This window comes from Bradyrhizobium sp. 142, from assembly GCF_023074015.1.
Lineage (GTDB): Bacteria > Pseudomonadota > Alphaproteobacteria > Rhizobiales > Xanthobacteraceae > Bradyrhizobium.
In genome coordinates this window covers 40,863-54,061 of sequence record NZ_JADPKQ010000030.1, presented here as the reverse complement: position 1 = coordinate 54,061, position 13,199 = coordinate 40,863, and the positions used below count along the sequence as shown (strand labels likewise).

The 13,199-nt window shown below is 61.8% G+C and carries 12 protein-coding genes and 1 pseudogene; 4 read left to right on the top strand and 9 right to left on the bottom strand.

The genetic code is table 11. From position 1 onward, the window contains the following. Window positions 1-141: pseudogene (locus IVA82_RS02830) on the top strand (IS701 family transposase); the annotation flags it as partial. A 186-nt stretch (window positions 142-327) separates the two neighbouring features. Here the strand turns inward: IVA82_RS02830 and IVA82_RS02825 are convergent. The 5 genes from IVA82_RS02825 to IVA82_RS02805 all read right to left on the bottom strand — a co-directional run bounded on the left by IVA82_RS02825 (window position 328) and on the right by IVA82_RS02805 (window position 5,300). Then, the gene (locus tag IVA82_RS02825) at window positions 328-1,473 is read right to left on the bottom strand and encodes an acyl-CoA dehydrogenase family protein (RefSeq protein ID WP_247383123.1); all 1,146 of its coding nucleotides are present in this window, start codon (window positions 1,471-1,473) and stop codon (window positions 328-330) included. 24 nt (window positions 1,474-1,497) lie between these two features. Next, window positions 1,498-2,427, bottom strand: coding sequence for a 3-keto-5-aminohexanoate cleavage protein (locus tag IVA82_RS02820; RefSeq protein ID WP_247383122.1), 930 nt, complete (start codon window positions 2,425-2,427; stop codon window positions 1,498-1,500). Window positions 2,428-2,470: 43 nt separating this feature from the next. Then, entirely contained in the window at window positions 2,471-3,262 is a 792-nt protein-coding gene (locus IVA82_RS02815) for an enoyl-CoA hydratase-related protein (RefSeq protein WP_247383121.1), read from the bottom strand. A gap of 29 nt (window positions 3,263-3,291) precedes the next feature. Beyond that, complete coding sequence (locus tag IVA82_RS02810; protein WP_247383119.1) at window positions 3,292-4,050, bottom strand: SDR family oxidoreductase; 759 nt, start codon at window positions 4,048-4,050, stop codon at window positions 3,292-3,294. A 68-nt stretch (window positions 4,051-4,118) separates the two neighbouring features. Beyond that, window positions 4,119-5,300: an acyl-CoA dehydrogenase family protein gene (locus IVA82_RS02805; RefSeq protein ID WP_247493155.1), complete on the bottom strand. Its 1,182-nt coding sequence runs from the start codon at window positions 5,298-5,300 to the stop codon at window positions 4,119-4,121. Between the two features lie 125 nt (window positions 5,301-5,425). Between IVA82_RS02805 and IVA82_RS02800 the strand changes: the two genes are divergently transcribed. Continuing rightward, window positions 5,426-6,724, top strand: a complete 1,299-nt coding sequence (locus tag IVA82_RS02800) for an enoyl-CoA hydratase-related protein (RefSeq protein ID WP_247383115.1) — start codon at window positions 5,426-5,428, stop codon at window positions 6,722-6,724. Window positions 6,725-6,750: 26 nt separating this feature from the next. Next, a complete protein-coding gene (locus IVA82_RS02795) occupies window positions 6,751-7,941 on the top strand; it encodes a CoA transferase (RefSeq protein ID WP_247383113.1) in 1,191 nt (396 codons plus the stop codon). 39 nt (window positions 7,942-7,980) lie between these two features. Here the strand turns inward: IVA82_RS02795 and IVA82_RS02790 are convergent, their stop codons facing one another. From IVA82_RS02790 to IVA82_RS02780, 3 genes are all read right to left on the bottom strand, one after another. After that, entirely contained in the window at window positions 7,981-8,370 is a 390-nt protein-coding gene (locus tag IVA82_RS02790) for an OB-fold domain-containing protein (protein ID WP_247383112.1), read from the bottom strand. After that, the gene (locus tag IVA82_RS02785) at window positions 8,370-9,527 is read right to left on the bottom strand and encodes a thiolase domain-containing protein (protein ID WP_247383110.1); all 1,158 of its coding nucleotides are present in this window, start codon (window positions 9,525-9,527) and stop codon (window positions 8,370-8,372) included. Before IVA82_RS02785 ends, IVA82_RS02790 begins: the two co-directional genes overlap by 1 nt. A 76-nt stretch (window positions 9,528-9,603) precedes the next feature. Next, on the bottom strand, window positions 9,604-10,800 hold the full coding sequence (locus tag IVA82_RS02780; protein ID WP_247383108.1) for an ABC transporter substrate-binding protein: 1,197 nt from the start codon (window positions 10,798-10,800) through the stop codon (window positions 9,604-9,606). A 261-nt stretch (window positions 10,801-11,061) separates the two neighbouring features. On the opposite strand from IVA82_RS02780, the gene IVA82_RS02775 reads away from it, so the two are divergent. After that, on the top strand, window positions 11,062-12,234 hold the full coding sequence (locus IVA82_RS02775; RefSeq protein ID WP_247383107.1) for a phosphotransferase: 1,173 nt from the start codon (window positions 11,062-11,064) through the stop codon (window positions 12,232-12,234). Window positions 12,235-12,256: 22 nt separating this feature from the next. Here IVA82_RS02775 and IVA82_RS02770 read toward each other — a convergent pair whose 3' ends face one another. Then, complete coding sequence (locus IVA82_RS02770) at window positions 12,257-12,922, bottom strand: MaoC/PaaZ C-terminal domain-containing protein (protein WP_247383106.1); 666 nt, start codon at window positions 12,920-12,922, stop codon at window positions 12,257-12,259. Between the last annotated feature and the right edge of the window lie 277 nt (window positions 12,923-13,199).

The window sequence follows — 13,199 nt, the reverse complement described above, 5'->3', positions numbered from 1 at the left end:
GAGCAGATCCTGGCATGGCTGGCACCGTCATGTGTCCTTGGTGATGCTCGCCTTCGCCATGATGGCCGCGATCCAACATCGCGCTAATCCGCCACCGCCAAAAAAACGAAACCTCGCCCCCCGGCAAAAGCCAAAGCATAACCACGCCGCCACTGATCCGTTGGTCAATCCAGGAAATCCGCCGCATTGCCATCAGACTTGCTCGAAAGCGTATTCAACCCGCACGCATCATCGCATGGTCTTTCTGGCGCAGAGCTCATCAGGCTGCCGCTCAACGCGCTCATGTCAAATCAAAAAGACAACTGTAATGCTAGGCTGTGGCGTGCGTCAAAGGTTGCGCGAGATCAGTTCGCGCATGATCTCTGACGTGCCGCCATAGATGCGCAGCACGCGCGCATCCGCAAACAGCCGGCAGATCTCGTACTCGCGCATGAAGCCGTAGCCCCCGAAGAATTGCAGGCACTGGTCGACAAGACGCCCGTGCATCTCGGTGACCCAGAGCTTTGCCGTCGATGCGGCATAGGTGCTGAGCTCACCACGGAGGTGCTGGCTCAGGCACTGGTCGACATAGGCCCAGCCGACCTGGAGGTCCGACTTGAGATCAGCCAACTTGAAGCGCGTGTTCTGATAGGTTCCGATCGCCTGTCCAAACGCCTTGCGCTCAAGCACGTAGGCCTTGGTAATGTCGAACGCCTTTTGTGCCGACGCGATCGAGTGAAGCGCGATCGTCAAGCGCTCCTGCGGCAACTCGCTCATCAGCGCGCCCATCGCGCCACCTTCGGAGCCCAGCAGATTGCTCACGGGAACGCGGACCTGGTCGAAGAAAAGCTCCGAGGTGTCGGAGGAGAGATGGCCGAGCTTGTCGAGGTTGCGGCCGTGCCGAAAACCAGGGCGGTCGGTTTCAACCAGGACCAGGCTCATACCGCGTGAGCCGCCATCCGGATTGGTGCGGGTGATCACGATGACGAGGTCGCACATCTGGCCGTTCGAGATGAAGGTCTTCTGGCCGGATATGACGTAGGCGTCGCCGTCCCGAACCGCCCGCGTGCGAATGCCTTGCAGATCGCTGCCGGTGCCGGGTTCGGTCATTGCGATCGCGCAGACGATCTCGCCCGAGACCATGCGCGGCAGCCACTTTGCCTTCTGCTCCTCGGTACCGTAACTCAGGAGATAGCCGCAGCAGACGTCGTTATGGACGGAGAAGTCGGTTGCCGGACCTGCGAAGCCGGAATAGGCCAGCTCCTCGATGACGACGGCGTTGTGGCGGAAGTCGCCGCCGGTGCCGCCATACTGTTCGGGCACTTGCGGGCAGAGCAGGCCGGCATCACCCGCCGCCGGCCACAGTACGCGATCGATGATCCCGGCCTTTTCCCACTCCTGGAAGTGCGGCGCGATCTTCGCCGCGGCGAAGCGGCGGACGCTTTCGCGGAGGAGTGCGTGTTCTTCGTCGTAGACCGGGCGATTTGGCAACATGTCTGTCTAGCCGTCGGTTGAGCCCTAGAAGGCGACCTTGTCGCCGCCCTTGAGCTGGAGGATCTCGCGTGCTTCGTCCGGACTTGCGATCTCGAGCCCGAGGCCTTCGATGATCTTGCGGACCTGTGTCACCTGCGCCGCGTTGGTTTCAGCGAGGCGTCCCGCGCCGATCCACAGACTGTCCTCCAGACCGACGCGAACGTTGCCGCCCATCGCCGCCGCCATTGCCGCGACCTGCATCTGGGCGCGGCCGGCGCCGAGTACTGACCAGCGGTAGTTGTCGCCGAACAGCCGATCGGCGGTCCGCTTCATGTGCATGACATCGTCCGGATGGGAGCCGATGCCGCCGAGCAACCCGAAGCAGGTCTGGATGAACAGCGGCGCCTTCACCAGGCCCTCCATCCAGAAATAATGCAGGTTATAGAGATGGCTGGTGTCGTAGCATTCGAACTCGTAGCGCGCGCCGGAGCCGTTCAGCGTCTCCAGCGCGTAGCGGATATCCTTGAACGAGTTGTGGAAGACGAGGTCGTGAGAGCCTTCCAGCATCTGCGGCTCCCAGTCATGCTTGAACGATTTGTAGCGTTTCAGCATGGGGAATAGGCCGAAGTTCATCGAGCCCATGTTGAGGCTTGCGACCTCCGGCTTCCAGGTCGCTGCCGGTCGCACGCGCTCTTCGACGGTCATATAAGGTGAACCGCCGGTCGTCAGGTTAACAACGACGTTGGAGCTCTGCTTGATGACGCGCAGGAACGGCTCGAAGGCTTCCGGCGATTGATCCGGCCTGCCGTCGGCGGGATTGCGGGCGTGCAGATGCACGATCGCCGCGCCCGCCGCCGCAGCGCCGAGCGCGGATTCGGCGATCTCGGCTGATGTCACCGGCAAATGCGGTGACATCGAGGGCGTGTGGATCGATCCCGTGACCGCGCAGGAGATGATGACCTTGTGGGGCGCCATGGCGTGATCTCTCAGCTTGCGATCGCTATCGGCGCATGGGCCATCATGTGAATTTGTGGAAGTCCGGGTCGCGCTTCTCGTTGAAGGCCGCAACGCCTTCCTTCGATTCCGCCGTGTCGTAGAACATCTTGACGGCGTGCAGCGCGAAATTGCTGATACCGCGGATGTTGTCGGAATCGGCGTTAAAGGAGCGCTTGGCGAGCGCGATCGCGGTTGGCGATCGCTGCGCGAGCTTGTCGGTCCAGTCCTTCACGGCCGCGTCAAGCTGCGCCATAGGCACGACTTTGTTGACGAGGCCCATCTCGCGCGCCTGCTCGGCCGTATAGCGCTCGTTGAGGAACCAGATCTCGCGGGCCTTCTTGTCGCCGACGTGACGGGCCAGGAAAGCCGTTCCCCAGCCGGCATCGACCGAGCCGACTTTGGGGCCGACTTGACCGAATTGGGCATGATCCGCAGCGATGGTGAGATCGCAAAGTGTCGCGAGCACGTTGCCGCCACCGATCGCAAAGCCGTTGACCCGGGCGATCACTGGTTTCGGCACGTCACGGATCAACCCCTGGATTTCGTCGATCGGCAGCCCAACCACGCCACGGCCGTCATATTGGCCCTCATGCGCGGATTGATCGCCGCCGGTGCAGAACGCCTTCTCGCCAGCACCGGTCAAGACGATGCTCGCGACCTGCCGGTCGTTGGCGGCAAGGTGGAAGGCCTGGATGAGCTCCTCGAGCGTCTGGCCGCGGAAGGCGTTATAGACCTTGGGCCGGTTGATGATGATCCACGCGGCGCGGTCGCGGACTTCATAGATGACGTCGGTGAATTGCTTGGGGTCGGTCATGGCGTTTCCTTGGCGTTTCTTGGCGCGATTTAGATCATGTTCATTCCGCCGGAGACGGAGATGGTTTGCCCGGTGATGAATTTGCCGTCGTCGGAAGCAAGCATCGCGACGATCCCGCCGTAGTCGTCCGGCTCGCCCATCCGCTTCAGCGGAATGCCCCGGACCATGGCGTCCTTCCATTTCACGGCGTGCTCGCCTTCGCCAAGGGCCGACGCCATCATCGGCGTGTTGGTCGGGCCGGGGCAGACGGCGTTGAGAAGGACGTTCTTGCGTGCCAGTTCGCGGGCCAGCGACTTGGTAAAGGAGATCAATCCGCCCTTGCAGGCGGAATAGACGGCCTCGTCGCTGGTGCCGACGCGCGCGGCGTCGGAGGCGATATTGACGATGCGGCCGCCGCCCCGCTCGGCCATCAAGGGCGCAATCGCCTTGTGGGTGTTGAGCGGTCCATAGAGATTGATCCGGATGATCTTGTCCCAAAGCTCCTTGTCGGTCTTCAGGAACGGCATCGGACGGTCCCAGCCGGCATTGTTGACCAGGAGCCAGATCGGACCGAGCTCGGCTTCGACCTTGCCAACCGCCGCCTCGACGGAAGCGGCTTCTCCCACGTCGACCGCGTAGGTCTTGATGACCGCCTGCGGCGCGAGCTTTGCGGTTTCTTCGCCGCCTTGCGGATTGATGTCGAAGATCGCGATCTTGCAGCCTTCTTCAGCGAGCCGCAGCGTCAATCCTCGTCCGATGCCCTGTCCGCCGCCGGTCACGACGGCAACTTTTCCAGATAGGCCCTTCAACGCTGATCTCCCTCGTCGTTTATATTTTTGCCGGCGACCTTCGATGCCATCGAAGGAGATGGGAAGGCCTACGAGGCCGCCCCGTTCTTCTGAATGTCATACCCGCGTTGAGAATACATCTGCCGCGCGATGATCGTCTTCATGATCTCGATCGATCCGCCGGCGATTTTCACCACCCGTGCGTCGGCATAGGCCCTGGCGATCGGATATTCCCACATATAGCCCCATCCGCCGAACAGCTGGAGGCATTCGTCGACCGCTTCGCAGTGCAGCTCGGATGTAAACATCTTGGCCATCGCCGCGTCGACGGGGTCGAGCTTGCCCTCCATAAACAGCGCAATGCACTTGTCGGTGAAGACGCGGGCGACGGTCGCTTTGGTCTTGAGCTCGGCGAGCTTGAACTGGGTGTTCTGGAAGTCGGCGAGTTTCTGGCCGAACGCGCTCCGTTCAGAGGTATATTGCAGCGTCCAGTCGATCACGGTCTCGGTAACGGTTGCCGAGCGAATGGCCTGCGCCAAGCGCTCCTGCGACAGTTTGGTCATCATCTGCGCAAAGCCCCTGCCTTCCGCGCCCAGCATGTTGCTGGCGGGAATGCGGACATTGTCGAAGAATAGCTCGGACGTATCTTGCGCCCTCATGCCGAGCTTTTCCAGATTCCGGCCCCGCTTGAAGCCATCCCGGCTGCTTTCGACGATGAACAAGGTCACGCCCTTGGCGCCAGCCTGGCTGTCGGTCTTGGTCGCCAGCACGATGAAGTCGCAAAGCTGGCCATTGGAAATGAAGACCTTCTGGCCGTTGATCACGAAGTCATCGCCGTCGCGCGACGCGCGGGTGCGGATCGCCTTGAGATCACTGCCGGCATGGGGTTCCGTCATGCCGAGCGAACCGATGGCTTCGCCCGAGACCATCTTGGGCAGCCATTTGCGCTTTTGCGCCTCGCTGCCGAACGACAGCAGATAGGTCGCGACGAGGTCGGTATGGATGAGAAAACCGGGGCCGCTCGCGCCGGCGCGCCAGAGCTCCTCGAACACGACCACGTCGAAGAGGTAGTCGAGGCCCATGCCGCCATATTCCTCGGGCACGGTGCAGCACAAGAGGCCGGCGGCGCCGGCCTTCAGCCAGAGATCCCGCGGAACAATACCGTCCTCTTCCCATTGGGCGTGGCAGGGCACGATCTCGCGGTCGACGAAGCGACGCACCGTCTGCCGGAAAATCTCATGTTCTTCGCGAAAGATCGTGCGCTCGATCATTGTCAAAAAGCGTCCCGTCTGATTTAGTTTGCTAGTGTACAGTATTCGGCTTGGGTATACAACCTGAAAACCGGCGAAGGCAAGTGTGATCGTACACCAATGAACTGTTGTGGGAGGAGGGAGCGATGGCGATCGGAGCGCAGCTGAAGCAATTTCGAATCGAGATGTCGACGAACGGCGTCATGCACCTGATCTTCGACATGCCCGACCGCTCGATGAACGTGTTCTCGAACGCCGCGATCGATGAAATTGGCCTGTTCGCAGACTGGCTCAAGCAAAGCGATGTGATAGGCGTCGTGATCAGCTCCGGCAAGCCCACGGCGTTCTGCGCCGGCGCGGATCTCGCTGAGCTCGAGACCGCCTATGACATGATCATGGCGGCGCCTGCGGCCGAACGCGATCGTCTCGCTTTCGATCATTTCTTCCGGCTCAGCCACGGCTTGCGCCGGCTCGAGACTGCCGGCAAGCCCGTTGCGGTGGCGGTTGCTGGCCTTGCCCTGGGCGGTGGTTGCGAGTTCGCTCTTGCCGCGCATCATCGGGTGATCGCCGACCGCCCGCAGGCGACCTTCGGCCTTCCGGAGTCGCTGGTCGGCTTGCTGCCGGGCGGTGGCGGAACCCAGCGGTTGCCGCGCTTGATCGGGATTGAGGCTGCGCTGCCGGTGCTGCTCGACGGCGCACGCATCGGAGGGCAGGCGGCCATTGCGGCCGGGCTTGCGGATGAATTGGTGGGACAGGGCGAAGAGGTGGCCGCCGCCGAGCGCTGGGTCTTGTCGCAACCGGCGGCCATACAGCCGTGGGACCGGCCGGACTGGCATGCGGCTGACACGTCGCGCGTCGCGGCAATCATTGGTGCGAGCCGGAGCAAAATGTTGGCAGAGACGCTCGGCCACTATCCGGCACCATCGGCCATTCTCGACTGCGTCGAGCAAGGCCTTTCGCAGGACTTCGATAGCGCGATCCGGACCGAGATGCAGATCTTTGCAAAGCTGATCCAGCGGCGGGAGCCTCGCAACATGATCCGGACGCTGTTTCTTGGGAGGCTCGACTACGAACGGCTGAAGAAGAAGGGCGTGAATCCCCAGATCACAGAAGCGGTCGCCGAGATATCGAAAGTGCTTGGCGCTCATTCCGAGCGCGGCAAGGAACTCTCCGATGCTTTCGCGCGTGCGGGCTTTCGCGTCGAGCAGCCGCGCCGGGCCGACTTCGACGGCCGCATCACCGATGCCGCCTATTGGCATGACGACGAGCCGAGAACTTGGGGCAAGGATCTCTTGCGCGCGCGGCTGGCTGACGCCGAAGCCGCAGCCGCAGGCTGGCGCACACAGCTTGACGAGGCGGAGCGGCGGGCCGCCGACTATGTCCTGGTCACGCAGGCGGGCTTTCCCGCCTATCTCGGCGGATTGTTCGCCGCCGGACTGAACTAGTCGCGCCTTCGGTAAGGAGAGAAATCGTGTCAAAACCTCTTGAGGGTATCAAGGTTCTCGATCTTTCGAAGGTGCTCGCAGGTCCGCTCTGCGCGCAATATCTCGGCGATCTCGGGGCCGAGATCATCAAGGTCGAAGCGGTGGGGCAGGGAGATGAGACGCGCGGCTGGCCGCCCTTTCCCGCGCCTGGCCTCGGCACGGTGTTTCTGAGTGCCAATCGCAACAAGCGAAGCATCGCGATCAACATGAAGTCGGACAAGGGGCGGTTGCTCGTGCACGAGCTCGCGAAGTCCGCCGATGTCGCCATCGAAAGCTTCGGCACCGGCGTTGCCGAGCGGCTGGGCATCGATGCGGTGAGCCTTTGTGCGCTCAACGACCGGCTGGTCCATTGCAGCATCTCGGGGTTCGGCCGGACCGGACCTCTCAAGAACTCTCCTGGTTACGATGTGATCCTCCAGGCCTTCGGCGGCATCATGTCGATGACCGGCGACGAGGGCGGCGGCTATATCCGCAGCCCGATTTCTCCGATCGATCAGATGACAGGCGTGCATGCTTTCAGCGGCATACTCGCCAGCCTGTTTGCGCGCGAGAAGTCGGGCAAGGGCGCTGCGATCCAGGTGTCGCTGTTCGATACTGCGCTTGGGATCCTGGGCTATAATCTCCAAACCTACTGGGAGCGGGGGACGCAACCCGCCAAGTGTGGTTCCAGCCATGAATCGTTATGCCCATATCAGGCGTTTGAGGCTTCGGACGGACCGATCATGATCGGGGTCGCCAACGACAATCTGTGGCGCAAATTCTGCGGCGTCGCTGGCCTGAATGCGATCGTGGATGACCCGAAGTTCCGGACCAATGCGGAACGGGTCAAGCATCGCGCCGAGACCCTTCAGCATGTGCAATCGGTGATCACCACCAACACCGTTGCGTACTGGAATGAGACGCTGAATGAGGTCGGCATTCCCTGTTCGCCGATCAATACGCTTGCCCAACTCCTGGATCATCCGCATACGAAAGCGGACAAGCTGATCATGCAGTACGATCATCCCGCGGCTGGCCGCCTGAATTGCGTCGGCCATCCCGTGACATTCGTCGGAGAGGAGCGCGCTCCCGGGCTGCCGCCGCCTACCCTCGGGCAACATACCGATGATGTCCTGAAGGAAATGGGCCTTTCAGACGCGAGCATTGCCGAATTGCGCCGTGATGAGATCATCAGTTGATGATCCGGGCGCCGGTAACCGCTGCGGCACTCCTTGGTGTCAGACGGGTGTGAAGAACGGCAGTGGTGCGCCGTCGGTCGGCTTGAACACCACCTTCACCTTCTGGCCAATCTTGAGCTTCTCCAGATCGCAATCGACAAAGTTGGTCTGGAGCGACGGCCCATCCTTCAGCGTGACGTAGCCGATCGCGTAAGGGCCGGTCGGTGATTTACGCATCAGGCTGTAGGTGTAGATCGTCGCCTCGCCCGAACTCTCCTCCCACACCGTCTTGTCCGAATAGCAGAACGGACAGATCACGCGCGGGAAGTAATGGGCTTCGCCGCAAGCGGTGCAGCGCTTGATCATGAACTTGCCCTGCTTCGCCGCATCCCAGAATGCCGTGGTCTCCGGATTGGTCACCGGGGCGGGATATTTTTTTGCATCTACCATCACACGCGCTCCAGAATGGCCGTCGAGGCGGCGTGGCGAACGCCCAAAAGGCCGCCGGTGCCGTGGGCGATGGCGAGATCGCAATTCGGAACCTGCACCTTCGGATGCGCCTCGCCGCGTAGCTGCCTGACGGCCTCGATGATCTTGGTCATGCCGCCGCGGTTGACCGGATGGTTGCTGCAGAGGCCGCCGCCATCGGTGTTGAACGGCAGCTTGCCGACGCCCGAGATCAGATTGCCGTCGGCGACGAACTTGCCGCCCTCGCCCTTCTTGCAGAAGCCGAGGTCTTCGAGCTGAATCAGCACGGTGATCGTGAAGCTGTCGTAGATCGAGGCATATTTGATGTCCTTTGGCGTCACGCCGGCTTCCTCGAACGCGCGCGGGCCCGACCAGATGCCGGCGGAATAGGTCAGATCGAGATCCTTGCCACCGTTCGGACCTTTCATCGCTTCGCCGTGACCGATCAACCGGACCAGCGGCTTCTTCAGGCTTCGGGCAATTTCCGGAGAGGTCACGATCAATGCGCCTCCACCATCGGTGACGACGCAGCAATCGAGCCGGTGCAAGGGATCGGAGATCATCGGCGAGTTCAACACGTCTTCGACGGTGACGACGTCCTTGAGCATTGCATGCGGATTGTACTGCGCATGATGCGAGGCTGCGACCTTGATCCAGGCGAGCTGCTCGGAGGTGGTGCCATAGTCGTGCATGTGACGCATCGCGCACATGCCATAGGCATTGTGGGTGGTCGCGCCATAGGCCGTCTCGAAATCGGCCTCGGCGCCAGGGGCGCGTGGTGGGGTGTGGCTGGTGCGCGGCTTGCCCGCGAGCGTGATCAGGGCAACCGAGCATTTGCCCGCGGCAATGGCTTCGGCCGCATGGCCGAGCTGGATGATGTAGGAGGAGCCGCCGGTATCGGTGCTGTCGATATGGCGGAGTTTTTTGGTGTTGAGACCGAGATAATCGACCATCGGCCAGGCGCCGCCCGGCGCGTCGCCGGACAAGAAATAACCGTCGATGTCGTCCTTGCTCAGCCCGGCGTCCTCGATCGCGCCCTTGGTGACCTCGGCATGGAGCTGGGCGGTGGATTTGTCCGGCGCATGCCGGGTCGGGTGCTCGTAAATCCCGGCAATGTAGGCCTTACCCCTGATGGTCAACTCGCTCTCCGCTGGCGTTTGCTGCTCGGTTGGACCCGCCGGGCGATGCCCGGTAGGCCTGGAATTGATCCCGACGCTACTCTTCGAGCAGCTTCCAGGACGTCTTTTCGAAGATCGCCATGCGCAGGGTGCGGTAGGGCGCGTAGTTCTCCTTCGAATTGGTGAGCTCAATTCCCGGAAGCAGCATGCCGACGCGCTCCTTGTTGAAGCTCGTCGCCTGGGCCAGCAGGTTCTCACGTGTCAGATTGTCGCCGCACCGCTCGAGGCCCTTCGCGATGGCTTGCGCATTGATGTATCCGGACAGCGCGATGAAATCGTTCGGGCTGTCGTTCGGTGCCCATTTCTTCATGAAGGCGACGTAGTCCTTCACGTCCGGGTCGTCGGCCCAGGTCGGATCGCCAGCTTGCTTGGTGAACTGGGTTGTGTAGGCGCCCTGGACGTTTTCGAGTCCGGCGGGCGTGAGAACGCCCTGGATCGAGTTGACGGGGCTCGCCAGGAACTGAGCCGGCTTCCAGTTCAACTCATTGGCTTTCTTGATCGCCTGCGCCGCAAACTTCGGCGTCGCGAAATAGATGATCGTATCGGCGCCGGCGGCCTTGAGCTTGAGGACTTCGGAATCGACGGTCGGATAGCTCAGCTCATAGGACGCCTCTGCCACGATCTTCGCCGTGCTGTCAGGGCGCAAGCCGGCCTTGAAGCCGGTGAGGTAGTCCTTGCCGTAGTCGTCGTTCTGATAGAGCACCGCGATCTTTGCGTTCGGTATCTTCTTAACGATGAACTTGCCGAATGTGGCGCCCTCCATCTCGAACGCCGGATAGAACGGGACGGTCCAGGGAAAATTGTGCGGGTCGTTGAAGCGCCGGCCGCCGGCTGAAATGAAGACCTGCGGCACCTTGTTCTGGTTGAGGTATTTTTGGACGGCGATGTTGGGGACGGTGCCGACTGTTCCTACTTCGGCAAGAACACCGTCGTCGTCGACCAGTTTGCGGGTCTGTTCGATCGCTTTTGGCGGGCTGAACGCATTGTCCTGCGAGATCAGGTTCACCTTCCTGCCGTTGATGCCACCCTTCTCGTTCAGCATCTGAAAATAGCCGGTCATGACGCGGCCATAGCTGGAAAAAGCGGAGGCGGGCCCGCTGTAGGGGATGGTCTGGCCGATCTTGATTTCTGTGTCGGTGACACCCGGGCCATACTGTTTTTCACCGGCACGAGCGCCGAAGGCAGCGCTGCCGAGGACAAGGGCCGAAACGCCGGCCAGTATCGCGATCCTCATGTTTTCTCCCATATCGTTCTTTTTGGTGCAGCCGCACGCGGCTGCGCAACAAGTACACTTGTATATCATATTGTATGAAACGAAAATAGACAGGCGCCGAAAAACGCCGGCCCCTACGCCGCGGCGTCGCAGAATTGCGGCGCATGAAAACCAACGCCCGTCTTGAACCCGAGTTCGATTGTGCTATAGATAGTACATAAGTGTACTAATTATCGGCTGCGCCACGCTCGAGACTGGTTGCCGCCGGCGAAGGGAGGAACCATGGCTGCTTCGGGCGCAACGGCGCTGGCTGCGCTGAAGATCGGCGGACGCGTTGCCTTTGAGCGGCTGGTTCGGCCGAAGGCGCGCCGGCTCGAGGATGTTCCATGCTCGCCTGACGCCATCACGCCCGAGTGGCTGACGGCCGTGCTCTGCCAGAAGGTCCCTGAAGCCGTCGTGACGGGAGTCGTCGTCAAGCCGGCCAGCGCGGGAACGCACGAACGCCATCAACTGCTTGTCAGTTACAACGAGGCCGGCCAGCGCGCGGGTCTGCCAAGGTCGATGTTCACCAAGTCGTTGCCCAGCGTCGTCACGCGCATGATCGGCGGGTTCAACGGCACCGCACGGGTCGAAGGCCGATTCTACATGCAGCTGCGGCCGCAGCTCGAGATCGAAGCGCCGATCGGCTATCACGCCGCGTCGGACCGCCAGACGTTTGCCTCGATCCTTCTCCTTGAAGACATGGTTGCAACAAAATCGGCGACATTTTGCAACTACCGGACCTACGTCTCGCGCGAGACGGCCGAGGACATGGTTGACGTTCTCGCCTCACTGCACGCGCGTTTCCACGGCGATGCTGAGCTCGCCACGCAATACCGCTTTGTCGCGAGCTATCCGCGCTGGTTCACGATCGGTGCGGAAAAGATGAGCCTGGAATACTATACGCGAAAGGCGTTCGACGCTGCGTCTCACGTCATTCCTGAAAGTATCCTGGCGCAACGCGATGCAGTCTGGCCAGCTGCGGTGCAGGCTCTGGCCGTGCACGACAGCGAGCCGCAGGGATTGATTCATTCCGACGTGCATATCGGCAACTGGTACCGCACAGGAGCTGGGAAAATGGGTCTGTGCGACTGGCAATGCCTTGCGCGCGGCCATTGGTCGCGAGACTTTGCCTATGCCGTCACGGCGGCGCTGACGCCCGACGATCGCCGCAAGTGGGAGAAGGATCTGCTACTTCGCTATCTCGACCGGTTTGCCACATTGACCGGTACCAGGCCGGACTTTGATCGGAGTTTCCTGCATTATCGGCAGCAGATGGTGCACGCGCTGTTGATGTGGACCATCACCCTGTGTCACTCCCCGCTATTGCCGAACATGCAATCGGAGGAGACGACACTAGCGATGATTGAGCGGATCTCGATCGCGATGGCCGACCTGGATTCGCTTCGCAGCTGATATGCTCCTTAAGCTCGACGCCTCAGGTTGGCGCAAGCCGGCATTCGCCGCGATCGAGCACCATCATTTGCCGCTCGACCGCCCACGCCCTGAAGCGAACGGTCTCGCCGTCCTCGAACAGCTCGATCCGAATGGTGTCGCCGGGGAAGGCGGGCGAGACAAACCGCACCGCCATTGCGCCTATCCGCTCCGGATACCCCGGCGCGTAGCGCTTCAGGACCGCGCGACAGGCCAGACCCATCGTGTTCAAGCCGTGCGAGATCGGTCGGTTAAACCCGGCTTCGCGGGCCATGATGGGATCGGCGTGGATCGGCATGTAATCCCTGCTGACAAGTCGATACAGCAGGGCCGCCTGCTGCGGCGTGCGGTACGTGATCTCGGCGCTCGGCCTTGCATCGGCGCAGATCCCTGTGATGTCGCCAGGTGACGTGCCGTAGCTGCCGCAGCCACCGTCGCCACGCAGGAACTCCGTCGCGCGCAGGCTGGCCAATCGTTCGCCGCTCACCGCGTCGAGCAGCTCGGTATCAAAATAGAGCAGGGCTTCTCGTCCTGGCCCCTTGTCGTCGATGGCGCTGATCCGATGCTCGGCGCGGACAGATCCGCTGACGGCGAGGGGGCGATGCAGCGTGAATCGTTGCTCCCCGTGCAGTGCCTTGGTCCCAGGCGATCCCGGTCTGCGGCTCAGCAATCCAGAGCGGCGGCCAGCCGAGCGTCACGCACATGCTGGGCACGGCTCGCTGATCGCGGCCCTCGTAGACGTAAGCCAGCTCGTCCTCGTCCAGCGGATCGTCGCCAATGCCGAGCCCGAGCGCATACAGGGCGCAATCGCGCCAATCGTAGGATTGATGGTTCGGCGCGAAGTGTCGCGAGATGACGTGATCCAGATTCATGGCAGGTGCTCCCGAAATTGCTCGGTAGGGCGCGTAAGCGGCCGCGCTGGCCGAAGTCCTGAAATATCGTTGCGG

Bases quoted from the DNA above. Each gene is read 5' to 3' on its own strand.
- IVA82_RS02815 (WP_247383121.1), bottom strand. From the start codon at position 3,262: ATGACCGACCCCAAGCAATTCACCGACGTCATCTATGAAGTCCGCGAC.
- IVA82_RS02775 (WP_247383107.1), top strand. From the start codon at position 11,062: ATGGCTGCTTCGGGCGCAACGGCGCTGGCTGCGCTGAAGATCGGCGGA.
- IVA82_RS02820 (WP_247383122.1), bottom strand. From the start codon at position 2,427: ATGGCGCCCCACAAGGTCATCATCTCCTGCGCGGTCACGGGATCGATC.
- IVA82_RS02800 (WP_247383115.1), top strand. From the start codon at position 5,426: ATGGCGATCGGAGCGCAGCTGAAGCAATTTCGAATCGAGATGTCGACG.
- IVA82_RS02780 (WP_247383108.1), bottom strand. From the start codon at position 10,800: ATGAGGATCGCGATACTGGCCGGCGTTTCGGCCCTTGTCCTCGGCAGC.
- IVA82_RS02805 (WP_247493155.1), bottom strand. From the start codon at position 5,300: ATGATCGAGCGCACGATCTTTCGCGAAGAACATGAGATTTTCCGGCAG.
- IVA82_RS02790 (WP_247383112.1), bottom strand. From the start codon at position 8,370: ATGGTAGATGCAAAAAAATATCCCGCCCCGGTGACCAATCCGGAGACC.
- IVA82_RS02825 (WP_247383123.1), bottom strand. From the start codon at position 1,473: ATGTTGCCAAATCGCCCGGTCTACGACGAAGAACACGCACTCCTCCGC.